Source organism: Pseudomonas sp. PDM20 (assembly GCF_014852575.3).
GTDB lineage: Bacteria > Pseudomonadota > Gammaproteobacteria > Pseudomonadales > Pseudomonadaceae > Pseudomonas.
In genome coordinates this window covers 2,793,316-2,818,007 of the sequence record NZ_CM181224.1, presented here as the reverse complement: position 1 = coordinate 2,818,007, position 24,692 = coordinate 2,793,316, and the positions used below count along the sequence as shown (strand labels likewise).

The following is a 24,692-nucleotide window of genomic DNA, read 5'->3' as shown; positions in this document are numbered from 1 at the left end:
ATTCGACTCGTGCCTCATGGGGCCGAGCATGGCGGTCGCCCGGGGCGCCGTCCTCAAGCCGCGCCAAACACTTCCAAAAACTTGCAAAGGGGGCGTCATGCAGCAATCGCGTCTGGCTTTCGGCCCCTTCGTCCTCGATGGCCCAACCGGCGTGCTCAAGCGCGACGAGCAGCCCGTCGCCATCGGTTTTCGCGCACTGAACCTGTTGCAGACCCTGCTCGAGCAGCCGGGTGAGATTCGTACCAAGGCCGAGCTGATGGACGCCACCTGGCCAGGCCTTGTAGTCGAGGAAGGCAACCTCACCGTGCAGATCGCGCAACTGCGCAAGGTGCTCGGCGAAGCGCCGGACGGCAGCCCCTGGATCACCACGGTGCCCCGTGTCGGCTACCGCTTCAGCGCTGCGGTGCAGCGCCTGGCGGACGCACCGCGCACGCCGCCGGCCCTGCCGGAGGAGCCGTCCATCGCCGTGCTGCCCTTCGTCAACCTCGGCGACGACCCGCAGCAGACCCTCTTCGCCGACGGCCTGACCGAAGACCTGACCACCGAGCTTTCGCGGGTCGGCGGGCTGTTCGTCATCGCCCGCACCTCGGCCTTCGCCTACAAGGGCAAGGCCATGGACGTGCGCGAGATCGCCCGCGAGCTGGGCGTGCGCTACCTGCTCGAAGGCAGCGCGCGGCGTGCCGACGCGCGCGTGCGGATCAACGCCCAGCTGGTGGACGCCAGCACCGGCGAGCATGTCTGGGCCGAGCGCTTCGAGAGCCGCGCGGAAGACCTCTTCGACCTGCAGGACCAGCTGACCGGGCAGATCATCCAGGCCCTGCTCGGCCACCTGCGCAGGCCGCTGCCGCGCAACCGGCCGAAGAACCTGGAAGCCTACGAACTCTGCGTGCGCGCCCGCCAGCTGATGGATGATTCACCGCTGGCCGCACGGGAAGCTCACCTGATGCTGAGCCGCGCCATCGCCCTCGACCCGCAGTATGCCGAGGCGCGGCGCTGGCTGGCGATGAACCACTGGATGGGCTGGATACACAGCGGCGGCCCGACGACGCTTGAGCGCGAAACCGCCCTGGCGCAGGCGCGCGAGGCGGTGGCCATCGACCCCAACGATGCCGGCTGCCGCTGGAGCCTGGCCTACCTGCTGAGCTACGAGCGCCAGTACGCCGAAGCCGACGCGCAGTTCCAGCGAGCACTCGAACTGGACCCCAACGATGCCGACGCCTGGACCGCGCTGTCCGATGTCACGGTGCTGGCCGGGCGCATCGACGAGGGCCTGGAGTACATCCGCCGGGCCTTTCGCCTCAACCCCTTCCCCGCCGGCTGGTACTACCTGACGCTGGGCCAGGCGCAGTACGCGGCGCGCGATTATCCAGGCGCGATCCAGACCCTGCGCCGCGACGAGACCTACCGCAGCAGCTCGCGGCGTTTCCTCGCTGCCAGCCTCGCCCAGTTGGGCCGGCTGGACGAAGCCCGTGCGGAAACCGAGTTTTTCCTGGTCACCAACCCCGCCTTCACCATCCGTCACTGGGTGGACACTGAGCCACTGCGGGACGGAGCGGTGCGCGAGCACTTCGTCGAAGGCTTCCGCAAGGCGGGACTGCCGGATTGACGGGTTGCGTCACCTCGTAGGGCGCATAACCCGGAACGGGTTATCCGCCATAGCGGCACGCTTGCAGGAGCGCGCCGTGCGCGCGATCGCGGGCATGGCCCGCTCCTACAGGGAAGTACCGGTGTCCGGCCTGACCCGCCATTTGCGCTTCACGCGGCCACCGACACGCAGTTGTAACCCTCGCCGACTAACGTGCTCGCCCATCTTTCCTCCCGGCGCTGCCAGAAGACGGACCATGACGGTAGACACGAGCACCTCGCGCAAGCAGTTCCTGATCCGTTCCGAGAACATGACCGCCGATGATTTCGGCGAGCTCTACACGCGGATGTTCGGCAACCTCTATTCGGGGATGCCGCGCCCCGAAAAGCCCATCGCCATCGGCGGGGTCTACGGCCGCTACGAAGGCGTGAGCTTCCGCCGCCTGAGCTTTCGCGGCGACCTGCTGGCCGAGATGCCGGACCTGGACGACGAGATCACCTTCATCTTCCCCAGCGCCGGCCGCGTTGTCTTCAACCAGTGCAGCGACAGCATCGGCCTGCCCAGCGTGGGCCTGGCCATGGAGAAGGCCTCGGTACGGTCGGTCGGTTTCATCGACGGCCACGCGCACCATGGTCTATCCGTGCGCCGCTCACTGTTCGCCCGTCGCCTGGCGACCCTGCTCGGCCGGCCGATCACCCACAAAGTGCGTTTCCAGCCACGGGTGGACCTGAGCAACGACACCTTCCAGGGCATCAAGGCCATCGTCGCCATGGCCACCGGCAACGAGTTCGACCTGCTGATCAATTCCAGCGCGCTGATGCCGGCGCGCCTGCAGGAAATGCTGGTGGACTCGGTGCTGGAAATCTGGCCGCACAACTACAGCGACGCACTCAGGCGCCCCGCCCCGCAGATCGCTCCGCGCCATGTGAAGCTGGCCATGGACTACATCCAGCACGCCATCCAGGAGCAGCCGGACACCATGGTCAGCGGCAGCGAACTGGCCGAGCTGACCAACGTCAGCCTGCGTGCCCTGCAGGACGGCTTCCGCCGCTTCGTCGGCAGCTCCATCGTCGCCTACCAGCGCGAGGTGCGCCTGCAGCGCGCCTATGACGCGCTGCAGCAGGACAGCGCGCAGTCGGTCAGCGAGCTATCCCTGGCTCTGGGCTTCAGCAACGTCGGGCGCTTCTGCCAGTACTTCCAGAGCGCCTACGGCATGAGCCCGGCGGACTTGCGGCGGAGCCTGTCAGTGCCCGCGTAGGGCGCGTGACCCGGAACGGGTTATCCGCCGGCCACCCTGGCGGATAGCGCTGTGCTCAGGCTGAGCCCCCTCACCCTAGCCCTCTCCCGGAGGGAGAGGGAACCGTCCGGCGCAGGATGAAACCATGGTGTCAGCCGGCACGATCTGCTCCCTCTCCCCCTGGGAGAGGGCTGGGGTGAGGGAGTGAGCGGGCACGAATCTAATCAGGTCCGGAGTGCGCAAGAAAACGGCCCGCCGCGATTTCCGCGACGGGCCGTTCTTACAGCGCGATGGCAATCAGAACTGATAGCTGGCCTTCAGAGTGCCGCTGGCACCATGGCTGCCGCTACCGCCCAGTACGCCAGCTTCGGCGCCGACGCTGAAGTCGCCCTGGCTGGCGGTCAGGCTGAACGCGCCGCTGAACTGGTCGCGATTGTCGAAGGCGGCACGCTGGGAAACGTCCAGGCCCAGCAGGTGGCCTTCGCTGTCGACCTTGTAGTCACCCAGCGCGTGGTCGTAGCCCACTTCCAGGCCCGGCACCATCTGCCAGCCGCTACCCAGCGCCACGGGAGCGAAGGAAGCCTTGAGGTTGGCATAGGCGCTGCGGCGGTTCTCGCTCATGTCGTCGACGTCCAGCGCCAGCTCGCTGCCCTTCTCCTGGAAGCCGTCCAGGTCCAGGTGGCTGTAGCGCAGGCCAATGCTCGGCTCCAGGGTGACGGTGGACACCGCCGTGCGATAGCCCAGCGCGATGCTGCCGCCGCTGAGGTTGCCGCTGGTGTCGCCCTTGGCCTTGCCCAGGCCGCCGCCGATGTCGCGCTTGCTGTCGTAGTCGAGCCAGCCGTAGCTGAGGTCGGCGTCGACGAACAGGCCCTGTTCCAGGCTGTCGAGAGCGAAGCGCGCGCCGCCACGGATGAAGGTCAGGTCGGTATCCACGTCACCCCCGGCGCCGCCGACGCTGCCCTTGCTGTAGCCGAAGCCGGCGTTGGCGCTGAGCTGCTCGGAGAAGCGCTGAGTCACGCCGATCATCATGCCCTGGGTGTGTTCGTTGCTGCTTTCGGCGTTCGAGGTGGCGGAGTTGCCCTGGTAGCCGGCCAGCGCGGTGGTCCACAGGCGGGTCTGCCCGGCCTTCAGGTCGACGCCGCTGGCATAGGGCGCGGCGGCGCGGTCGATCAGCGCATCCTGGCGCAGCAGGTAGCTGGCCGCGTCGGCATGCACCTGGCCGCCGACGGTGGACTCGACGCCACCGAGGGTGCCGGCGTCGATGGCCGACTGCAGGTAGTAGTTGTAGGCGGTGTAGTCGCCGGACAGGCTGCTGTTCTGCAGCTGGGTCAGCAACTGCGCACCAGCGGCGGCGTTGCCGGAGAGACCGGCGACGCCCGGCAGGGTGCTGTAATACACCATCTTGCCGCGCAGCACGTAGATGGTTTCCTGGGACAGGCCGAGGCCTTCCTTCAGGTAGTTGTCCATGCTGCCGTACTCGGCGGTCACTTCGTCCAGGCCGGCCTGCAGGTAGCTGGCCTGCACACCCAGCAGCGGCTCGTAGGTGGCCGCCAAGCTCGCCGGCAGCATCGCCAGGGTCGCCTTGACCCGCGCGGCGGTGTAGTCGTTGGTGGCCAGGTAGTTTTCCATGATGGTCTGGCTGTCCACCCCGGCGATGCTCAGCAGCACGGCGGCGGTCCAGCCGGTGCGGTCCTTGCCGGCGGTGCAGTGGAACACCGAGGCTCCGTCGGCGGCGGCCAGCTCGTTGAACAGCGTGGTGAACTGGCTGCGCATGCCAGCGTCGCTGACGAAGGCGCGGTTGGTCTTCTCCATCATCTCGATGGCCTGGGCGGCGCTGGTGAAGGAGATATTGGTGACGTTGGCGCCGGAGGTGGTGCTGCCGATGATGTCGATGTTCTGGTAGGTCGCACCCGCCGGCAGGGTATCCGGCGTGCCGGCGATTTCACTCGGGGTACGCAGGTCGAACACATCGCTGATACCCAGGCGGTTCAGTACCGCCAGGTCCGTGCCCTTGGGCGTCAGCGCGTTGGAGCGGTAGAACACCCCGGAGCGCATCACACCGTCGTTGGACGTGGTGTAGGCGGTGGTGGTGCCGGCGATGTCACGGAAGTTGTCGATGCCGGCCAGGTGCGGCGTGTCCAGGGTATAGGTCTCGGCCGCGTTGGCGCAGGCGATGGACAGACTGAGCAGGGACAGGCCGAGGGTGGATGCGGAAAGCAGAGCACGATGGAACACGATGTAGCCTCTTTGAGCTTTGTTGGCGGGGGCTACTATCGGCAGGGTTTTCGAGCGCGAATGTGACAATCCTGCAGCAAAGGGAAATGCCGGCGCGATCTGTCCGTGGCTTGCGTTTTCTGTCCGTGATCGGCGCTTGCCCTAGTCTTCGCGCCGCTCGGTCGACTCGCGGTCGCGCTCGTAACGATGGCTCAGCGGGAACGCCGGCAGCCACGCCTCGCGGCGGCAGGTCCAGAGTTCATAGGTGGGCTGGAAGCGGTCCGGCTCGTCCAGCGCGCCAAGGCTCACTTCCACTTCGTCGCCGCTACGGCCGAACACCGAGGAACCGCAGCGCGGGCAGAAGCATCGCCCCTGATACTCCTGCGTGTCGCCTTCGATACGCACGGCGCTCTCGGGAAAGATCGCCGAGGAGTGGAACAGCGCGCCATGGTGCTTGCGGCAGTCCAGGCAATGGCAGATACCGACCCGGTAAGGCAGGCCCGTCGCCTCGATACGCACGCTGCCGCACAGGCAGCTGCCGGTGGTCTTGTCCATGTTTTAGCTCCTCTCGTGCCCGAAGAAGATGGGTTGACCGGCTCTGGCGGCGCCCGCTCCGCCAGTCCGACGCGTGGGGTATTTGGCCGTTTCGCGATATTCGTCGTCCGGATCGCGTGAGACAGCCAGGGTCCGCACGCCTAGCATAGGCCTCCCAATACGAAGAACCCGGCGCGCCCTGCCCGCGCGCCACACCTTGCTGCCCCGGAGTCCCATGTCTACCACCGCTTCTTCCCTGGCCACGCCGTCCGTGGCCAGCCAGGCCAGCCCGCTGGTCATGCGCGTGATCGGCGCGTGCGCCCTCGCCCACCTGACCAACGACCTGATCCAGGCCGTGCTGCCGTCTATCTACCCGGTACTCAAGGCCAACTACGGCCTGAGCTTCACCCAGGTAGGCCTGATTACCCTGACCTTCCAGCTCACCGCCTCGCTGCTGCAGCCCTGGGTCGGCTACCACACCGACCGCCATCCCAAACCCTGGCTGGCGCCGCTGGGCAGCGTCTGCACGCTGATCGGCATCCTCATGCTGGCCTTCGTCGGCAGCTTCCACGCCATCCTGCTGGCCTCGGCGCTGGTGGGCATCGGCTCCTCGACCTTCCACCCGGAAACCTCGCGCATCGCGCGGCTGGCCTCCGGCGGGCGCTACGGCCTCGCGCAGTCCACCTTCCAGGTCGGCGGCAATGCCGGCAGCGCCTTCGGCCCGCTACTGGCGGCGGCCATCATCATTCCGTACGGCCAGGGCAACGTGGCCTACTTCGGCCTGTTCGCGGTGTTCCTCGTCGGCGTGCTCTGGGGCCTGAGCCGCTGGTACAGCCACCACCTCAACCTGTTCAAGCTCAAGGCCGGCGGCGTGGCCACCCACGGGCTGTCCAAGGGCCGGGTGACCGCGTCCCTGGTGGTGCTGGCGCTGCTGGTGTTCTCCAAGTACTTCTACATGGCGAGCTTCACCAGCTACTACACCTTCTACCTGATCGAGAAGTTCGATCTCTCGGTGGCCAGTTCGCAGCTGTACCTGTTCGGCTTCCTCGGCGCGGTGGCGGCCGGCACCTTCTTCGGCGGCCCGGTGGGCGACCGCATCGGCCGCAAGGCGGTGATCTGGTTCTCCATCCTCGGCGTCACGCCCTTCACCCTGGCGCTGCCCTACGTCGACCTGTTCTGGACCAGCATCCTCAGCCTGGTGATCGGCTTCATCCTCGCTTCGGCGTTCTCGGCCATCGTGGTCTACGCCCAGGAACTGGTGCCGGGTAACGTCGGCATGATCGCCGGGGTGTTCTTCGGCCTGATGTTCGGCTTCGGCGGCATCGGCGCGGCCTTCCTCGGCCACCTGGCCGACATCCACGGCATCGAGTACGTCTACAAGCTGTGCTCCTACCTGCCGCTGCTGGGCTGCCTGACCATCCTGCTGCCGTCCACGAAGAAGAAAGCGTAAGCCTTCTGCCGCCGGCCCCGAGCCGGCGGCAGACCCTTCGCCCGGCCGTTCGTGCGCGGGCAAATGTAATGGATTGTTGTAAAGCGCCCCGAGCCTCGCCGGCGATACATTTGCGCCGCCTGGGCCACGGGCCATCACTGTTAGCCTTCCCGCAATGCAAATAACTCGCATTTGCCGGAGAGCTTTCCGTCCATGTCGTCCCGCCTGAACCTCACTCCTGTTACCCGTTCCGAAGCACCTCTCACCCTCGCCCCCGTCGTCGGCCTCGCCACCTTCATGGCGATCCCACTGAGTGCCTGGGCAGATCAGCCGCCAACTGCCGATGACCAGGACGCCCTGGCCCTGCCCGACAGCACCGTGCAGGCCACCCGGGAGTCGCCCTACAAGGTCGACCGCGCCAGCTCGGCGAAGTACAGCGAGCCGCTGCGCGACACCCCGCAGAGCGTCACCGTGCTCTCCGAGACGCTGCTCAAGGAGCAGAACGCCCAGAGCCTGAAGGACGCCCTGCGCAACGTGCCGGGCATCACCTTCAACTCCGGCGAGGGCGGTGGTGGCGTCGGCGACAGCCTGACCATCCGCGGCTTCAACGCCGACGGCAACATCTACCGCGACGGCGTGCGCGACCCGGCCAAGTACTCGCGCGATGACTTCTTCAACACCGAAGGCGTGGAGGTCTTCAAGGGCTCCAGCACCGCCGCCTGGGGCGTCGGCGCCGTCGGGGGCGCGGTCAACCTGGTGACCAAGACCCCGCAGCTGGACGACTTCAACCTGCTCAGCGGCGGCGTCGGCACCGCCAACTTCAAGCGCGGCACGCTGGACGTGAACCACCGCATCGACGGCCTCGGCGAAGGTGCGGCCTTCCGCGTCAACGTGATGGGCGCCAACACCGGCACCGACGGCCGCGACTGGGTCGGCGACGAGCGCTACGGCTTCGCCCCATCCCTGGCGCTGGGCCTGGGCACCGACACCCGCGTCACCCTGGCCTATGAGTACCTGCACGACAACGCCACGCCCGACTACGGCATCCCCACCGTCAACGGCAGCAACGGCGGCTCGCCGCACCGTGCCGGCGGCGCCAGCTGGAGCAGCTACTGGGGCTGGCGCAACCTCGACTACGAGAACAACGAATCGCACCGGGTGAACCTGAAGTTCGCCCACGACTTCAACGATTCGCTGAGCCTGGACAGTCGCTTCACCTGGTTCCACCTGGACCATGACTTCTTCGTCACCACCCCCGGCGGCGACCCGAACGCCGGTGCGCCCGGCATCCAGGCCGGCAAGGGCATCTACCGGCGCAACATCAACACGCCGCTGCGCGAGCAGACCAACGACACCTACAGCAACCAGACCAGCCTGACCTGGCGTGTCGACACCTTCGGCATCGGTCACACCCTGGTCGGTGGCTTCGACCTGAGCAAGCAGACGCTCGACTCGAAGACCGGTGCGCTGACCGCCGCCAGCCGCAGCGCCATGGGCAACCTGCCGGTGGCCAGCAACGACTGGTCGAAGTACCCCTACGCGCTGGACACCTACACCTCCGCCAAGCAGTCGGTGGAGCAGCTGGACAAGGCCTTCTACCTGCTCGACACGCTGAAATTCGACGAGCACTGGCAGCTGCACCTGGCTGCCCGCCAGGATCACTTCGACACCCGCGTGCTGGACAGCCAGACCCGCGCCAGCCAGAGCGCCGCCTGGGTCGACAAGGGCAGCTCCTCGCAGAACGAGAAGCTCACCAGCGTGCACACCGCGCTGACTTACAAGCCGGTGGAGAACGGCAGCCTCTACGTCAGCTACGCCAACGCCAAGCAGCCTTCCGGCGTGCTCGCCGTGGCGCAGACCGGCAGCATCGCTTCGACCAAGGGCGACCGTGGCAAGACCTACGAAGTGGGCAGCAAGTGGGAGTTCCTCGACGGCCAGCTGGCGCTCAACGGTGATGTGTTCGAGACCAAGCGCCAGTTGACCTACATCGATGACGAGGAGCTTTCCGCCTACACCGGCGGCGAGGAGCGGGTACGCGGCATCGAGCTGTCCGCCAGCGGCAACATCACCCGAAACTGGTCGTTGTACGCAGCCTACGTGCACCAGAACAGCAAGCTGGTGAAGCCCTACAACGGCTCGGACAAGGGCGTGCAACTGGCCAACACTCCGCAGAATGCCCTGAGCCTGTGGAGCACCTGGCAACTGCCGGAAGACTTTGCTCTGAGCTACGGCGTGCAGTACGTGGACGACGTGAAGATCTACCCCGGCCTGGGCTCGACCATGACCCGCGCCGGCCAGACCACCGTGCCCGGCTACGTGGTACACGACGCCATGCTCAGCTGGCAGGCGACCCAGGACGTGCAACTGCGCCTGAACGTCAACAACCTGTTCGACAAGCACTACTGGAGCCAGTACAACGGTCGCGGCTACGGCGTGCCGGGCGCGAGCCGCGGCGCGGTACTGAGTGCGGACTATTCGTTCTAGGCCGGACCGCCAGGGCTTGCGTAGGAGCGGACTTCGTCCGCGATGTTGTCCGGCGCGATGCGGACCTGTCGCGGACAGAGTCCGCTTCTACGGGGTATTTCTGCGCTCGGACCCCCCCTCACCCTAACCCTGGCTGCGCGCCCCGCTCAGAGGGAGAGGGAACCGTTCGGAGCAGGCTGAAACCATCGCATCAGCCAGCACAATCTGCCCCCTCTCCCTCGGGAGAGGGCTGGGGTGAGGGGCAAGCGTCGGCACAGATATCCCAGCAGCCAATAGTTGCTCTGCGAGAGCAGCACCTCTACCGCGAACCTGTCCACCATCAGGACTCCCTCCCCGGAAACCCGGCGGGCAGGTTCGCGACCCAATCGCCGCACCGATCTTCTTTTGTAGGAGCGGGCCACGCCCGCGACCACCGCGACAGCGGTGCCATCGAATGGCACCGGCCTGTCGGCCGGGTCGCGAGCATGGCTCGCTCCTACAGTGGAATCGAAACCCGTCGGTTATCTGCACGAGGGCCGACGGGCTCTTGTAGGAGCGGGCCACGCCCGCGATCATCGCGACAGCGGTTCCATCGAACGGCACCGGCCTGCCGGCCGGGTCGCGGGCATGGCCCGCTCCTACAGGGGGGGTCTACTTCAGGCGCCGCGGTCGAACAGCAGTGTCGCCGCCAATCCGCCGCCCTCGCGATTGCGCAGCTCCAACCGCCCGTGATGCGCGGCGGCAATGGTCTGGGCGATGCTCAGGCCCAATCCGTAGCCACCCGTGGCGCGATTGCGCGACGGCTCCAGCCGGTAGAAAGGCTCGGTCACTCGCTCCAGCTGCTCCGGCGCAATGCCCGGCCCGCGATCCAGCACGCGGATGCACAGCGCCTGCGCGCTGTCCTCGACTTCCACCTCGGCGCCACCGGCATAACGGATGGCGTTCTCCAGCAGATTGAGCAGCGCCCGCTGCAGGCTCAGCGGGTAACCGGCCAGCGGTTGCAGCGCGCGCCCGGACAGCGAAACCCGCTCGCCCTGCTCCTCGAAATCCGCCTGCAGGCTCTGCAGCAGCGCGTTCACATCGAGGTTCTGCCGTGCCTCGTCGAGGTCGCTGCCGCTGATGAAATCCAGGGTCGCGGTGACCATGCCTTCCATGTCGTCGAGGTCCTTGCGCATCTTCTGTCGCGCGGTCTCGTCGTCAAGCATCTCGGTGCGCAGGCGCAGGCGGGTGATGGGCGAGCGCAGATCGTGGGACACGGCCGCAAGAAAACGCATGCGCTCGCCAAGGTTGTGGATCAGCCGTTGCTGCATGGCGTTGAAGGCGCGGGCGGCGCGGCGCACTTCCAGCGGCCCTTCCTCGGCCAGCGGCGGCCGCTGGATGTCCTGGCCCAGGCCTTCGGCGGCGCGCGCCAGCTTGTCCAGCGGGCCGATGGCCAGGCGCACCGCCAGCAGGGCCAGCAGCACCACCACGAGGATGCGCAGCAGGTACAGGCGCAGCAGGTAATCCAGCGCCACGTCGAGGGTCGACTGGCTGCTCCAGCCCTGCCCTTCGATCATCGCGATGCGCAGCCAGCGGCCATCGTCCAGCGGCGCTTCCAGCAGCAGGTGCGCCTTGGCGCCATTGCCGGTGAAAAGCCCGGTCAGCCCGCTGCGCTCGCCAGCACCGTCATGCAGTTCCACGCGCAACAGGCGCAGCCCCTGTGAGTCGCCGCCCTGATCGTGAACCGCGCGACGAAGCAGGCGCTCGGCTGCCGGGTCGAAGGAGCCATCCGGCTCGTCCGCCGAATCCACCAGGCGCGCCTCGAACCCCGGCCGGTCGAGCGCGCTCAGCGCCTGTGTAAAGCTCTCCGGCTGACGCTGGTGCAGGTGCAGGTGCTGCAGATCAGTCAGCCGCGCGGCCGCCAGGCGCAGGGGAATCTCCAGCGCCTGGGTGTGGCGCACGTCGTACCAGATGCTGCCGGTGAGCACCTGGGCGGCGATCATCCCGCCCACCAGGATCACCACCAGCCGCCCGAACAGCGTGCGCGGCCACAGGCGCATCAGGCGCTGACCACGTCTTCGGCGGTGAGCATGTAGCCCTGGTTGCGCACGGTACGGATCAACTTCGGTGACTTCGGGTCGTCCTCCAGGTGCTGGCGCAGGCGGCTGACGCAGACATCGATGGCGCGATCGAACGGCAGGCGCTCCTTGTCGAACACCTGGCGCAACAGGAAGTCACGGCCCAGCGGGCGATTGGGATGCTGCAGCAGCAGGCGCAGCAGGCGGAAATCCGAGCCGGCCAGGGCGATGCTCAGGCCGACCGGCGAGCGCAGGTGGCGGGCACGGGTGTCCAGCTCCCAGCCGGCGAAGCGCAGCGTCGCCGCCTCGTCCACCTGGGCGCGCTGCGGGAAGCTCTGCACCCGGCGCAGCACCACCTTGATCCGCGCCAGCAGCTCGCGCGGGTCGAAGGGTTTGGGCAGGTAGTCATCGGCGCCCATCTCCAGGCCGATGATGCGGTCGATCAGCGTGCCGCGCGCGGTGAGCATGATCACCGGCACGTCGCTGCGCGCTCGCAGGTCGCGGCACAGGGTCAGGCCGTCCTCGCCGGGCAGCATCAGGTCGAGCACCACCAGGTCCACCGGCTGCACTTCCAGCTGGCGCTGCATCTCGCGGCCATCGGCGGCGGCGGACACCTGGTAGCCCATGCCCTTGAGGTAGTCGGCCAGCAGTTGGCGGATCTCGGGGTCGTCGTCGACGACGAGGATGTGGTCTGGCCTGGACATCGGGAAACTCGCGGCGGGTCGCTATCGTTCCGGCTGGCGGGGCGGGCTGCACGGCGCAAATGTAATGGAATGTTGTGGCGCGGGATTTCGCGCCCCTCCAATACAAAGCCGCCCGGCTCGCCCGCGACGGCAGCGGTAGAGTGGATTGCAAATGCGATTAATTCTACTTCATGCCCAGGTCGTTCCGCATGCCCTTCCTGTCGTCCCGCGCTTCCCGCTCCCGTCTGACTCACGCCTTCGCCACCCTCGTCCTGCTCTGCCTCGGCTGGTTCGGCCTCGCCCTGCCCGCCCAGGCGCTCACCGTCACCGACGTGCTCGGGCGGAAGGTCGAAGTGAACGGCAACGCCCAGCGCGTAGTGCTGGGTGAAGGTCGACTGTTCTTCGTCCTCGCCCTGCTCGACCGCGACAATCCCTTCCAGCGCGTGGTCGGCTGGCAGAACGACGTGCGCCTGCTCGACCCGCACACCTTCGACGTCTACGCCCAGCGCTTCCCCCAGGTGAAGCAGATTCCGCTGATTGGCCAGGCCTCGGAGCAGAGCGTCAGCGCCGAGCAGATTCTCGCGCTGAAGCCGGACCTCGCCGTGTTCAGCATCGCTGGCGAAGGCCCGACCCAGCACAGCCCGATTGCCGACATCCTCGCCGCCGCCGGCGTGCCGGTGGTGTTCGTCGACTTCCGCGTGCACCCCATCGAGGGCGTGCGCACCAGCCTCACCGCGCTGGGCGCAGCGCTCGGTCGCCAGGCCGAGGCGGACCAGTACCTGAAGTTCTACGACAGCCACCTGCAGCGCATCCGTGACGGCGTGGCCGAGCTGGATGATGCACACAAGCCGAGCGTGTTCCTCGAACTGCTGGCCGGCGTCTGGCAGGCGCCGGGCCACACCACCGGCAAGAGCGGCCTGGGCAGCGTGATCGACGCGGTGGGGGGGCGCAACATCGCCGCCGGCGTGGTACCCGGCGCGCTGGGCGACATCAGCGTGGAGTACGCCCTGTCGGCGAAACCGGATATCTACATCGCCACCGGCAACCGCAATCCGGGGCTGATCCTCGGCGCCGGCGTCAGCCAGCAGCAGGCCCGCGAGAGCCTGGGCAAAGTCCTGCAACGCCCCGAGTTCGCCACCCTCGGCGCGATTCGCACCGGCAACGCCCACGGCCTCTGGCACGACTTCTACAACTCGCCCTTCAACATCCTCGCCATCGAGGCCATGGCACGCTGGGTCCACCCGGAACGCTTCGCCGATCTCGACCCGGCAAAGACGCAGGCGCAGATCAACCAGGACTTCCTGCGCATCGGCCTGGACGGCACCTACTGGATCGACGCCGGCCAGTCTGAATGAACGCCGCCCTGGACAAGATCGACCTGCAGCAGGCACGCCACGAGCGCCGGCTGCAACTGCGTCGCCGTGGGGCGGTGCTGGTCGCGCTGCTCGTCTTGCTGCTGGGCTCAATGGCCTGGGACCTGCTCAGCGGGCCGTCCGGGCTGACGCCCGCCGCGCTGTTCCATGGCCTGCTGCATCCGGGCGAACTGGAGCCGAGCCAGCGGGTGATCATCTGGAACGTGCGCCTGCCCTACGCGGTGATGGCGCTGCTGGTAGGCGGCGCGCTGGCCCTGGCCGGCGCGGAAATGCAGACCATCCTCGACAACCCGCTGGCCAGCCCCTTCACCCTTGGCGTGTCCTCGTCCGCCGCGCTGGGCGCCTCGCTGGCGATCTTCTTCCATCTGGGCAACGCCTGGCTCTCGGCCAATGCTGCGGTGTCGCTGGCGGCCTTCGTCTTCGCCTGCCTGTCGCTGGTGCTGCTGCAACTGCTTTCGCGCCTGCGCGGGGGCGGAGTGGAAAGCCTGGTGCTGTTCGGCATCGCCCTGGTGTTCAGCTGCAATGCGGCGGTGGCGCTGCTGCAGATGATGGCCAGCGAGGACGTGCTGCAACAGCTGGTGTTCTGGACCCTCGGCAGCCTCGCCCGTGCCGACTGGCACAAGGCTGGCGCGCTGGCCCTGGTGCTCGCGCTCTGCCTGCCCTTCTCCCAGGCCGCCGCGTCGAAACTCACCGTGCTGCGCATGGGCGAAGACCGCGCCCGCAGCCTTGGCGTGGACGTGCGCCGCCTGCGCCGCTTCGCCCTGTTGCGTATCTGCCTGCTGTCGGCGTGCGCGGTGGCCTTCGTCGGCACCATCGGCTTCATCGGCCTGGTCGGCCCGCACATCGCGCGCATGCTGATCGGCGAGGACCAGCGCTTCTACCTGCCGGCCAGTGCGCTGGTCGGCGCGCTGCTGCTATCGCTGTCGTCGGTGGCCAGCAAGCTGCTGATGCCGGGGTTGATCGTGCCGGTGGGCATCGTCACCGCGCTGGTGGGTGTGCCGATTTTCATCACGCTGATCTGCCGGGGAGGACGCAGCGCATGAGCCTGCTCGCACAGAACCTGACGGTTGCCTACCGCCGTCACCCGGTGGTCCACGACGTGACGCTGCCGGAGCTCAGACGCGGCACCCTCACCGCCCTGATCGGCCCCAACGGCGCGGGCAAGTCCACCCTGCTGCGCGGCCTCGCGGGCCTTGAGCAGGTGCGCGGCGACCTGAGCCTGGACGGTCAGTCACTCGCCTCGCTGTCGGTTGGCGAACGCAGCCGGCGCATCGCCTACATGCCGCAGAACCTGCCCGGCGGCATCGCCCTGAGTGTGCTCGACGCGCTGCTCGCCAGCCTGCGGGTCAACCCATTCGACACCGAACTGCGTCGCGCCGACCCGCTGGCCGCCGCCCTCGAAGCGCTGCGTCGGGTCGGCATCCTGCACCTGCGCGACCAGCGCCTGGACCGCCTCTCCGGCGGCCAACGGCAGATGGTCAGCCTGGCCCAGTTGCTGGCGCAGCGTCCGCAGGTGTTGCTGCTGGACGAGCCCACCAGCGCGCTAGATCTGAACTACCAGCTACGGGTCATGCAGTGCGTGCAGGAGGAAGTGCGCCGCCACGGCCTGATCGCCATCGCCGTGCTCCACGACATCGGCCTCGCCGCGCGTTACGCCGATCAGCTGGCGGTGCTGCACCAGGGCCGGCTGGTTGCTGCCGGAGGCGCCGAATCCATCCTTACACCGCAACTGTTCGGCGAGGTGTACGGCGTGCAGGCGCGAGTGGAGCGCTGCTCCCGGCAGACGCTGCAGATCATCATCGACGAAGTGGCCTGCTGAGCGCTCAGCCTTCGCGGCGCTCGGGCTGGGTGGTGTGCACGAACACCGTGTAGGTGTCCGCCGGATGCGCCACGCCAGCCTGGTCCAGCGCGCGGGCGATGGAGCCGCGGTGGTAGGTGGCGTGGTTGAGGATGTGGAAGAACATCTCCTCGCGGGTCAGGCTGCCGCTGCGGCCATCGGTGAAGCGGAAGCGGATGACCTCCCGCGCACGCTCCGGGGTCAGGGCGGCGAGTTGCTCGACGTACCACTGGGCGGAAGTCAGCAGGCGCTCGCGCAGCTCGTCATAGCCGGGCACCGACTGGGTATTGGTGGCCGGGTGCGGGTCCGCTTCGCCCTGCAACCGCGCGCGGAACAAGTCCTCGACTATGGCCATGTGGTTGAGCTGCTGGAGCGCGAAGGCACGTTCCTCGGGAAAGCGCTCGGCATCGATCCGGGCGATGGCGTCCAGTGCCCGGCGGTCCGACCAGCATTTGTAGGCGAAGGCCTGGGTCAGCATCGCGATTCCTTGTCAGCGGCCAATGAAGAGGGAGGCGGCACTGTAGCGCATCCAGCGCTTGGGTTGTGCCGGCCCAGCTGCCAGACTGCAGCCAGCCCCAAGGACGATTCGCCGCCATGAAAACCCCTGATATAGAAGCCATCCGCGCCTTCCTGCTGGTCGCCGACCTGAAGAGTTTCACCCGCGCCGCCGAAGCCACCGGCGCCACCCAGGCGGCCATCAGCCTGAAGATCAAGCGCCTGGAGGAATCCCTCGGCCGCCCGCTGCTGGAGCGCACGCCGCGCCGCGTCACGCTGTCGGCCCACGGCTCGGTGTTCCTCGCCAGCGCCCGCCGCCTGCTGGCCAGCTACGACGAAACCCTGCGTTGCTTCGACACGCCGCGCCGTACCCTGCGCATCGGCGTCAGCCACCACATCCTCGGCGCCGACCTGAGCCATTGGCTCAAGCGTCTGGCACAGGCCGATCCGGAGGTGATAGTCGCCTTCAGCCTCGGCACCTCGCGGCAGATGCTGGAGAGCTACGAGGAAGGCGCGCTGGATATCGCGCTGATCCTGCGCCACGACAACCGCCGCCAGGATGGCAAGGTGATCGGCGCGGAGCGTTTCGCCTGGATGGCCGCCGAATCCTTCGAGCTGGCCGACGGCGCGCCGCTGCCACTGGCGATCCAGCCGGCGCCCTGCGGCATGCGCAGCATGGTAGAAAACGCGCTGCAGACACAGGGCCGCAGCTGGAGCGAGGCCTTCGTCGGCTCGGGGATTCTCGCCATCGGCGCGGCGGTGTCGGCCGGCATCGGGATTGGCGCCATGGTCGAACGCATGGCGCCAGCGGGCTGCATGGATGTGCGCGAACGCTTCGGCTTGCCGGAGCTACCGCCCCGCGACATGGTGCTCTACAGCGCCCATCGCGACGCCCAGACCCGCGCGCTGATCAGCACGCTGAGCCAGGCCATCGCCGCCTGATCCTCAGTGCAGCAATACACCCACACGCGCCAGGAATAACGCCAGCGCGAGGATCAGCGAGCCGCACAGGGCAACGGCGGCAAAGTGGGTGAAGGCGAAGTCGCGGGCATCAATCGGTTCGTGGTCCATGAACGGCACTTCCTGAACGGCGGTTGGGAGCCGCCAGTATCGAAAGTGCCGTGCGGGACAAACAGCGCGCGCCGGCTATTTCAGTGATAAGCGAAACGCGTCAGTAACCGGTCTGGCGATTCACCGTGTGCAGCAGCTCGGCGCCATCCAGGTCGCGCAGGATGTTCTTCGCCACCACCGCCGCGCCGCCTTCCACCTGCATGGTGCTGGCGATGTGCGGAGTGACCCAGGCTTGCGGGTGCGACCACAGCGGATGGTCTTGCGGCAACGGTTCCTCGCGGAATACATCGAGGATCGCCGCGCCGACCTGCCCCGCATCCAGCGCTGCGACCAGGTCGGCTTCCACCACGTGCTCGCCCCGGCCAACATTGATCAGCCCGGCACCCTTGGGCAGTTGCGCCAGCGTCTCGCGGTTGAGAATGCCGCGGGTGCTGTCGGTCAGCGGCAGCAGGTTGACCAGGATGTCGCACTGCGACAGGAAGCTCGCCAGTTCCTCGGGGCCGGTGTAGGTCTGCACCCCGTCGATCTGCCGCGCGGAGCGGTTCCAGCCCAGCAGCTGGAACTTCAGGTGGCGCAGTTGCGCGAGGCACGCCTGGCCAAGCTGGCCGAGGCCCATCACGCCGACGCGGCTGGTCGCCGCCGGCAGGATGCTCAGCGGCTCCCAGACCTGACTGGCCTGCTGCCAGCGGTAGGCCGGCATCTCGCGGTGCAGGGCAAGCGCCGACATCACCACGAACTCGGCCATGATGTCCGCCAGGGAGTCATCGACCATGCGCACCAGCGCCACCGACTCGGGGATCTTCGACAGGTCGAACTGGTCCACCCCGGCTCCCGCCGCGAACAGGACGCGCAGGCCGGTGTAGCGCTCGATGTCGGCGACCGCCTTCCAGGTCAGCAGGTAGGTGACACGCGCCGGATCGACCGCATCGAAGCCCTCGACGAATTCCAGGTCCGGCACCTGGGCGGCCAGCAGGGCCCGCCACTTCTCGGCGTGTTCGGGTTCGGCGTTGTAAAGAAAGATCACGTCCTGTTCCTCGCTCTTGTTGTTCGCACGTCCTGGCAGTTAACCAGCCGCCCCGCGCGAGGAACACCACTGGAGCAGTACTGCGGGCCCGCAGACCGGCCCGCCCTGCTCACTTGGCCGAGCGCACGCAGCCGAAGCGCACTTCCTTCGACGGCGAATGGCCGAAGAAGGACGTGTAGCACTTGCTGAAATGGCTGGGCGAAACGAAGCCGCAAGCCAGCGCCACTTCCACCAGCGACAGATCGGAATGCTGCAGCAGACGCCGGCTTTCGGTGATGCGCAGCTCCAGGTAATAGCGCACCGGCGAGGTCCCCAGCTGCTCCTGGAACAGCCGCTCCAGCTGGCGCTTGGAGCGGCCCACACACTCGGACAACTGGTCGGTGCTCAGCGGCTCCTCGATGTTCGCACTCATGAGGTTGAGCACGTCGCGCAGCGGCTGGGTCATCTTCTCGTGCAGTGCCGGGCGGGTGCGCCGGTAGCGCGATTCCTCGAAGGCGAGGATATCGACGATACCCTCCACCAGCTCGCGGCCGTGCAAGTTGTGAATCCACTCCAGCACCAGGTTGAAGGCGCCAGTGGGGCTACCGGCGGTGAGGCGGTTGCGGTCGAGGATGTAGCTCTCGGCGGTCACCACGCTGTTGCGCGCAACCTCCGCCAGCGAGGCGCGGTTCTCGGGGTGCACCGCGCACTTGTGGCCGTCCAGCAGGCCTGCCTTGCCGAGGAACCAGGCGCCGTTCCACAGGCCGGCCAGGACGATGCCGCGCTCGTCGGCAAGGTGCAGCAGGCGACTCAGGTTGGGCATGTCCTTGAGCGGTGTGCGCAGGCCACCACACACCACCAGCAGGTCCATGTCCAGGTACTTGCTTTCCAGCGCGGAGGCCGGGCAGATGACCAGGCCCAGGTCGCTGGTGACCGACTCGCCATCGAGGCTGTAGGTGCGCGTGGCGAAGGCGCCTTCACGGATCAGATTGGCAGTGACCAGGGTATCCAGCGCCTGGGTGAAGGCCGGGAGGGAGAAGTTCTCCAGCAGGACGAAACCGACCTTGCGCGGGCGCTGCGGCTCGGCGTTGCGATCGCCGACGAAGCGCAGGTTCTGCCCCTGCATGGACTCGCTGAACTGTCGTCTTTCCACCACTGCACACCATTGTGAATTCTTGTTGGCAGGTACTTCAGCTCAGGTGCTCACCTTGGCGCCCGCCCGGCACAAAGCCGGTTCTGCCGCTTGTGAAAAGGATTATACAAACGCCCCGCTCTGGGCCATAGCGCTGCGCGCGGAGGCCGGCACGCCGCCAGCTCGGCATGTCAAGTGGATGCCTGCACAGTCCGCCGATAGCCGAGCCAGACCATCAGCGCCGCCACTATCTGGCTGCCAGCAAAGAGCAGGAACACCGCCCCCGTGCTCCACTGCGCGACGAGCAGGCTCCCGGCGATGGCGGGTGAGATGATCGCCCCCAGCCGCCCGGTCGCCAGCACCAGCCCCACGCCACTGGCGCGAATCGCCGCCGGGAAGGACTGCGGCGCGAGGACGAACAGCGCCGCGACCGCGCCATTGAGCGCCATCCCCGCTAACACGCCAACGGCAACCGGCAGCGCCGATTCGGCGACCAGCGAGGCCATCAGCACCATCACCAGCGCGTTGAGCAGCAGCAGGCCGAGCAGTAGCGCCCGTCCCCCGCTACGGTTCGCCGAGAGTCCCACCAGCAGCGCGCCGAGCATGCCGCCGCAGGACAGCAGCAGCCCGTCGACGGCCCCCTGCTGCTCGCTGAATCCGTTGCGGACCATCAGTGTCGGCGTCCAGCTCATCACGAAGTAGAAGCCCGCCATCGCCAGGAACAGCGCAAGCGCCAGCGATGCGGTCAGTCGCCACTGCCGGGCAGCGAACAACTGCCCGTAGACCTCGCTGCGCGGCACTCGCGGCGTGGTGGCTGCGAGCCTGATGAACTGCGGCGACTCGCGCAGCCAGAATGCGCCCGCCACCGCGCCAGCCAGCGTGACTCCGCCACCGGCCAGGAACACGTAGCGCCAGCCGATCCATTCATTGAACTGGTGCGCCAGCAGCCCACCCAGACCCGCGCCCAGGGCAAAGGCGACCGATTGCAAGGCAATCGCCAGGTTCCTCCGGCGTCGGCTGGCGGACTCGTAGGCCAGCACATTGGCGCCCACCAGCACCGCGCCGATGCCCAGGCCGGTGAGTACCCGAAGAAGCAGCAGCTGGTAGTAGTCCTGGCTGCAGAACGACAGCAGCATGCTCAGGCCGCTCAACGACAGCGCCGCCAGCAGCAGTGGCCGGCGGCCGTGCAGGTCAGCTCGGGAGCCGAGCAGCGAACCGCCGGCCATGCCCAGCAGGCTGGCGCTGAGCAACACGCCAAGCTGGCCCGCGCCCAGCCCCCATTCCGCGGACACGCGGCTGCCGGTAAAGGCCATCGCCATGGCGTCCAGCCCGTCGATGACGTTGAAGAGCATGCACAGGACAACGACGCTCCACCGCGTGGGCACGTCTGCTTCGCTATGGGTCAGATCCTGGGGCACAGAGCGTTCCTGGTGCTTCGGGTATTACAGGGCATAGCCGCCATCCAGCGTCAGGCTCGAGCCGCTCATGTGGGCCGCAGCCGGGCTGGCGAGATACGAGACCAGGCCGGCAATCTCCGCAGGCTGGGCGACTCGTCCGAGCGGGACGAGTTCAGCCAGCGCTTCCAGATGCGCCTGCGTCATGTCCGTCGCGGTCGGGCCGGGCTGGATATTGTTGACGGTGATCCTGCGCGGCGCCAGGTCCAGTGCCAGTCCTTGTACCAGCCGCGCCACGGCGGCCTTGGTCATCGAGTACACTGCGCCCTCCACCGAAGTACGGCCGGATGCCGTGTTGCTGCCGATGGTGATCACCCGCCCACCGTCACGCATGCGGGCTACCACAGTCTGGACCGAGAGGATGACGCCGCGGATGTTCACGTCGAGCATCAGGTCGAGGTCCTCGACGCTGAGCGTGTCGATACGCGCCAGCCGGAGCACGCCGGCATTTACCACCGCCACATCGAGTTCGCCGAAGTGTTCGACCGCCGCCGACACCGCGTCGCGGATGGCGCCGGCGTCCGCGCTGTCAGCCTGGATGGCAATGGCCCGGCCGCCGCCGGATTCGATCTCGGCGACCAGCGCCTGGGCGCTGTCCGGCCGTGACACATAGGTCAGCGCCACGGCGAATCCGTCGGCTGCCAGTTGCCTTGCCGCTGCGGCACCGATACCTCGGGAACCGCCAAAAACCATGGCGACCTTGTTGCGCCCTGCTTCGTTGCTCTTCATCGCCTCACCTGTATTGACTCATCAGCGCAGCGCTTGCCGCCAGAAGGCCTGCAAATCCTAACAATCCTCGGGCGCCACAAGCGAGGCGCCCTCCGCAAACGGGCATCAGGCGATACCCGAATCCTGCGGGGAAGCCACGCGCTTGCCCAGCGGAGTCCTGCCGAAGCCATCGGCGGCAAGGGTCTGTTGCGCCGGCTCGTCGGAGTTCACGCGCATGCCCAGGGGAGTACGGCTGAAACCATCTTCGGCAATGGTCTGCTGTGCCGGTGCATCGGGGCTCACGCGCATTCCCAGCGGAGTTCTGCTGAAACCGTCGGAAGCGATGGTCTGCTCTGCCGGCGCTGCCGAGTTCACCCGCATGCCCAGGGGCGTCCGGCTGAAGCCCTCTTCAGCCAGTTGCGGCGCCGTGCCCTGTTTGGCCAGGGGTGTCAGTTGGAAGCACGCAGCGCCCTGGGAGCAGCTGGCTTCGGTAGCGGCATTCGCGTGCACTGCGACGCCAGCCAGCGAGAAGGCAATAGCGGTCATGAAGGTTTTCAGGTTTTTCATGGCATCGATCCTCAAGGGGTAAGGGGGACAGCTCAACGGAGCGGGACACCACGCACTGGAGTACCCTGGAGTGCTTGCCGTGCCGATGAGCTGTTGGTGTTGATTAAGAGCCCCTGGGGTATCTGCAGCGTGTCGAAAACAGCCGCCGCCATCTCCGCGAATGTCAGAGCGGTCGCCGGATACAGTGGGATACAAAATGGCTGCGAGGGAGCCCTCGAAGAGCGAGCGACGGGCGTGTAATCACTTTCCTACAAGTCGTGACTGGATTTCGCGCTGTCGCCCCACGCGCGCCGGCAAACAATAGCGCCAGTGGAAGTCACTTCCCTTCGAGCTTTCCTCCCCTCCCGTTGAACGACCCAAGAAGGATGTGCCATGCGCGCACTACTCGCAGTTACCGTTACCGTCCTCCTCCTGGCCGGCTGCTCAAGCCCGGCGCAGCGGATGTCCACCTGCCTGGCACAGGGAGTCAGCCGCGATGCCTGTTACATGGCGGAGCAGAATCGCCAGACCGCCATCACCGCCGCGGCAGAAAAACAGGCCCTGGAGAACGCCCGAAACCAGTAGAAATGACGTTCGCAACTGCCGTGAAGACGGTTGTTGTTGCGGTAGAAACCCATGCTTGAACGGAATCTGTCGACAGCGGCCGGTCGCGGACCGCATCGGACTCCCGGCATCCTTTTAAAATCTTCGCGTAGCGATTAGCCTCGCCCCGGTCCGGGCTGATCCGCCGTTGCCTATCAAGGAAATCTGATGCCGCTTTACCTGCAGTTCGAACAGGTCGATGTCTTTGCCGAACACCCCCACGAAGGTAACGCGCTGGCAGTGGTGGTGGATGCCGACGAGCTCACCACCGAACAGATGCAGGCGTTTGCACGGTGGACGCAACTCAGCGAGACCACCTTTCTGTTGCAGCCCCGAACGCCGGAAGCGCATTACCGCGTGCGCATCTTTACCCCGCTGCGCGAACTGCCCTTTGCCGGCCACCCGACGCTGGGCAGTTGCAAGGTATGGCTGCATCAGCAGGACAGTCTCGAGCTTGCCGAGGTTGTCCAGGAGTGCCCGGCGGGCCTGATCCGCATACGCAGGCAAGGTCGGCAACTGGCGTTCTCCGCTCCGCCGCTCAAGCGCAGCGGACCGCTGGATGCGGCGACGCTGAAACTGATTGAACAGGGGCTCGGCCTCGCCACCGGGCAGGTCCGCGCCAGCCAGTGGGTCGACAACGGCCCGGGCTGGGCCGGCGTGCTGCTGGCAAATCGAGCTGAAGTGCTGGCCATCAGGCCCGACTACGCCGCACTGCAAGGGCTGAATGTCGGCGTCATTGCTCCGTGGACGGGCCCGGACGCTGAAGCCGATGTGGAGGTCAGAGCTTTCATGGGCGAGGAATGCAACGAGGACCCCGTCACGGGCAGCCTGAATGCCGGCCTGGCTCAATGGCTGATCGGCTCGGGCACCCTGAGCGACCGCTACACGGCCAGCCAGGGTACGGTGATCGGGCGCCGCGGGCGAGTACAGATCGAAAGCATCGACGGGACAATCTGGGTAGGCGGAGACGTGCAGCACTGCGTTTCCGGCAGGGCCGTCTTCTGATGGACAATGAGCACCACTGACAGATCAATTCCCCGTCCACTGAATGGCCTTCCCAGGATCGAACCAGTGCGTTAGCGGGTAGCAATCCCTCGCGCAGTGATGGTAACGCAGGCGGCGAAAACAGCGGCTCGTGTGAGACTCGCAAAGCGGACTACGCTCCTCCAGTCGACCTCTGGAGAGCTCACCATGATCCGCTCCCTGCTGACCGCATCCCTGCTGGTGATCCTGAGCATTCCGGCACATGCCGGCGTCGTGGCTTTCCCCTCCTCCTTTCGTACCCAGGACATCGCCGTAGACGGCGCGACCATCCACGTCCGCGTCGGCGGCAAGGGTCCGGCTGTAGTGCTGCTGCACGGGTTCGGCGATACCGGCGACATGTGGGCGCCACTGGCCATGGACCTGGTCAAGGATCACACCGTGGTGGTGCCGGACCTGCGCGGCATGGGTCTGTCGTCCATCCCCGCCGACGGTTACGACAAGAAGACCCAGGCCGGCGACGTTCGCGCGGTGCTGGCGTCGCTGGGCATCGAGCACTCGGTGGTGGTCGGCCATGACATCGGCACCATGGTGGCCTACGCCTACGCCGCCCGATATCCGCAGCAGACTGAACGCCTGGTGGTGATGGACGCTCCCGTCCCCGGAATCGCGCCGTGGAACGACATCGTTCGCTCACCGATGCTCTGGCATTTCGACTTTGGCGGCGCGGACATGGAGCGCCTGGTGGCCGGGCGCGAGCGCATCTACCTGGACCGCTTCTGGAACGAATTCGCCGGAAACCCGCACAAGGTCGACGAAGCCACCCGGCAGCACTACGCCAAGCTCTATGCCCGCCCCGGTGCGATGCATGCGGCCTTCTCCCAGTTCCGCAGCATTCGCCAGGATGCAGTAGACAACGAGGCGTCGAACAAGACCAAGCTGACGATGCCGGTGCTGGCCGTCGGCGGTGAGAAATCCTTCGGCGCCAATGAAGCCATCGTCATGCGCAATGCCGCCGACAACGTCACCGAAGTGGTGGTGCCGGGCGCCGGGCACTGGCTGATGGAAGAGGCGCCGACCCAGACGATCCAGGCGGTTCGCCAGTTCATTTCGCCCTGACGGGCAGGACTCGCCTGTAGGAGCGAGCCATGCCCTCGAAGAGCGCCAACAGGTGCTCTTCCGTTCCCCATTGCCACAGCAACTTCACTGCCGCTTGTCACAAAAATCCTACAAGCAGGTTGACCATCAATACCTGCGCCTCTAGTTTCCTACCCTTCTTTCGCCGGG

Annotated in this window: 22 protein-coding genes; 11 read left to right on the top strand and 11 right to left on the bottom strand. The window is 67.0% G+C overall.

Annotated features, from left to right (window positions below):
* Positions 1-97 precede the first annotated feature (97 nt).
* Both IB261_RS13050 and IB261_RS13045 read left to right on the top strand, forming a co-directional pair.
* Positions 98-1,606: a winged helix-turn-helix domain-containing tetratricopeptide repeat protein gene (locus tag IB261_RS13050; RefSeq protein WP_192382894.1), complete on the top strand. Its 1,509-nt coding sequence runs from the start codon at positions 98-100 to the stop codon at positions 1,604-1,606.
* A 235-nt stretch (positions 1,607-1,841) separates the two neighbouring features.
* Entirely contained in the window at positions 1,842-2,843 is a 1,002-nt protein-coding gene (locus IB261_RS13045) for an AraC family transcriptional regulator (RefSeq protein ID WP_192382895.1), read from the top strand.
* A gap of 276 nt (positions 2,844-3,119) precedes the next feature.
* Here the strand turns inward: IB261_RS13045 and IB261_RS13040 are convergent, their stop codons facing one another.
* Complete coding sequence (locus IB261_RS13040; protein ID WP_318653070.1) at positions 3,120-5,057, bottom strand: tyrosine-protein phosphatase; 1,938 nt, start codon at positions 5,055-5,057, stop codon at positions 3,120-3,122.
* 141 nt (positions 5,058-5,198) lie between these two features.
* Positions 5,199-5,591 carry a GFA family protein gene (locus IB261_RS13035; RefSeq protein WP_192382896.1) on the bottom strand — a complete coding sequence of 131 codons (393 nt, stop codon included), beginning with the start codon at positions 5,589-5,591 and terminating at the stop codon, positions 5,199-5,201.
* Positions 5,592-5,805: 214 nt separating this feature from the next.
* Here IB261_RS13035 and IB261_RS13030 point away from each other — a divergent pair, with 214 nt between their 5' ends.
* Positions 5,806-7,020 carry an MFS transporter gene (locus IB261_RS13030; RefSeq protein WP_138214405.1) on the top strand — a complete coding sequence of 405 codons (1,215 nt, stop codon included), beginning with the start codon at positions 5,806-5,808 and terminating at the stop codon, positions 7,018-7,020.
* A gap of 192 nt (positions 7,021-7,212) precedes the next feature.
* Positions 7,213-9,483 (top strand): TonB-dependent receptor, encoded by a 2,271-nt coding sequence (locus IB261_RS13025; protein ID WP_192382897.1) that lies wholly within the window; start codon positions 7,213-7,215, stop codon positions 9,481-9,483.
* 635 nt (positions 9,484-10,118) lie between these two features.
* Here the strand turns inward: IB261_RS13025 and IB261_RS13020 are convergent.
* Both IB261_RS13020 and IB261_RS13015 read right to left on the bottom strand, forming a co-directional pair.
* On the bottom strand, positions 10,119-11,501 hold the full coding sequence (locus IB261_RS13020) for an ATP-binding protein (RefSeq protein ID WP_192382898.1): 1,383 nt from the start codon (positions 11,499-11,501) through the stop codon (positions 10,119-10,121).
* Positions 11,501-12,223, bottom strand: a complete 723-nt coding sequence (locus tag IB261_RS13015) for a response regulator (RefSeq protein ID WP_192382899.1) — start codon at positions 12,221-12,223, stop codon at positions 11,501-11,503. Before IB261_RS13015 ends, IB261_RS13020 begins: the two co-directional genes overlap by 1 nt.
* Positions 12,224-12,411: 188 nt before the next feature.
* Here IB261_RS13015 and IB261_RS13010 point away from each other — a divergent pair, with 188 nt between their 5' ends.
* From IB261_RS13010 to IB261_RS13000, 3 genes are read left to right on the top strand one after another with little or no spacing between them, the layout of a single operon-like run.
* Positions 12,412-13,557, top strand: coding sequence for an ABC transporter substrate-binding protein (locus IB261_RS13010; protein ID WP_192382900.1), 1,146 nt, complete (start codon positions 12,412-12,414; stop codon positions 13,555-13,557).
* Positions 13,554-14,618 carry a FecCD family ABC transporter permease gene (locus tag IB261_RS13005; RefSeq protein ID WP_192382901.1) on the top strand — a complete coding sequence of 355 codons (1,065 nt, stop codon included), beginning with the start codon at positions 13,554-13,556 and terminating at the stop codon, positions 14,616-14,618. Before IB261_RS13010 ends, IB261_RS13005 begins: the two co-directional genes overlap by 4 nt.
* Positions 14,615-15,394 carry an ABC transporter ATP-binding protein gene (locus IB261_RS13000; RefSeq protein ID WP_192382902.1) on the top strand — a complete coding sequence of 260 codons (780 nt, stop codon included), beginning with the start codon at positions 14,615-14,617 and terminating at the stop codon, positions 15,392-15,394. The genes IB261_RS13005 and IB261_RS13000 overlap by 4 nt, the downstream gene beginning before the upstream one ends.
* Before the next feature lie 4 nt (positions 15,395-15,398).
* Here IB261_RS13000 and IB261_RS12995 read toward each other — a convergent pair whose 3' ends face one another.
* Positions 15,399-15,890: a DinB family protein gene (locus IB261_RS12995; protein ID WP_192382903.1), complete on the bottom strand. Its 492-nt coding sequence runs from the start codon at positions 15,888-15,890 to the stop codon at positions 15,399-15,401.
* Between the two features lie 116 nt (positions 15,891-16,006).
* Between IB261_RS12995 and IB261_RS12990 the strand changes: the two genes are divergently transcribed.
* On the top strand, positions 16,007-16,849 hold the full coding sequence (locus IB261_RS12990) for a LysR family transcriptional regulator (protein ID WP_192382904.1): 843 nt from the start codon (positions 16,007-16,009) through the stop codon (positions 16,847-16,849).
* A gap of 3 nt (positions 16,850-16,852) precedes the next feature.
* Here IB261_RS12990 and IB261_RS12985 read toward each other — a convergent pair whose 3' ends face one another.
* The 6 genes from IB261_RS12985 to IB261_RS12960 all read right to left on the bottom strand — a co-directional run bounded on the left by IB261_RS12985 (position 16,853) and on the right by IB261_RS12960 (position 21,842).
* A complete protein-coding gene (locus tag IB261_RS12985; RefSeq protein ID WP_263866074.1) occupies positions 16,853-16,978 on the bottom strand; it encodes a hypothetical protein in 126 nt (41 codons plus the stop codon).
* Between the two features lie 100 nt (positions 16,979-17,078).
* Positions 17,079-18,002: a 2-hydroxyacid dehydrogenase gene (locus IB261_RS12980; RefSeq protein ID WP_192382905.1), complete on the bottom strand. Its 924-nt coding sequence runs from the start codon at positions 18,000-18,002 to the stop codon at positions 17,079-17,081.
* Positions 18,003-18,111: 109 nt separating this feature from the next.
* Complete coding sequence (souR, locus tag IB261_RS12975; RefSeq protein WP_318653071.1) at positions 18,112-19,134, bottom strand: transcriptional regulator SouR; 1,023 nt, start codon at positions 19,132-19,134, stop codon at positions 18,112-18,114.
* 170 nt (positions 19,135-19,304) lie between these two features.
* Positions 19,305-20,465 carry an MFS transporter gene (locus IB261_RS12970; RefSeq protein WP_192383244.1) on the bottom strand — a complete coding sequence of 387 codons (1,161 nt, stop codon included), beginning with the start codon at positions 20,463-20,465 and terminating at the stop codon, positions 19,305-19,307.
* A gap of 90 nt (positions 20,466-20,555) precedes the next feature.
* Positions 20,556-21,296, bottom strand: coding sequence for an SDR family oxidoreductase (locus IB261_RS12965; RefSeq protein ID WP_192382906.1), 741 nt, complete (start codon positions 21,294-21,296; stop codon positions 20,556-20,558).
* Positions 21,297-21,401: 105 nt separating this feature from the next.
* Positions 21,402-21,842 (bottom strand): hypothetical protein, encoded by a 441-nt coding sequence (locus IB261_RS12960; RefSeq protein WP_192382907.1) that lies wholly within the window; start codon positions 21,840-21,842, stop codon positions 21,402-21,404.
* A gap of 372 nt (positions 21,843-22,214) precedes the next feature.
* Between IB261_RS12960 and IB261_RS12955 the strand changes: the two genes are divergently transcribed.
* The 3 genes from IB261_RS12955 to IB261_RS12945 all read left to right on the top strand — a co-directional run bounded on the left by IB261_RS12955 (position 22,215) and on the right by IB261_RS12945 (position 24,524).
* Complete coding sequence (locus IB261_RS12955) at positions 22,215-22,406, top strand: hypothetical protein (protein ID WP_081516922.1); 192 nt, start codon at positions 22,215-22,217, stop codon at positions 22,404-22,406.
* Between the two features lie 186 nt (positions 22,407-22,592).
* Entirely contained in the window at positions 22,593-23,429 is an 837-nt protein-coding gene (locus IB261_RS12950) for a PhzF family phenazine biosynthesis protein (protein WP_192223203.1), read from the top strand.
* Between the two features lie 186 nt (positions 23,430-23,615).
* A complete protein-coding gene (locus IB261_RS12945) occupies positions 23,616-24,524 on the top strand; it encodes an alpha/beta fold hydrolase (RefSeq protein ID WP_192382908.1) in 909 nt (302 codons plus the stop codon).
* Positions 24,525-24,692: the final 168 nt, after the last annotated feature.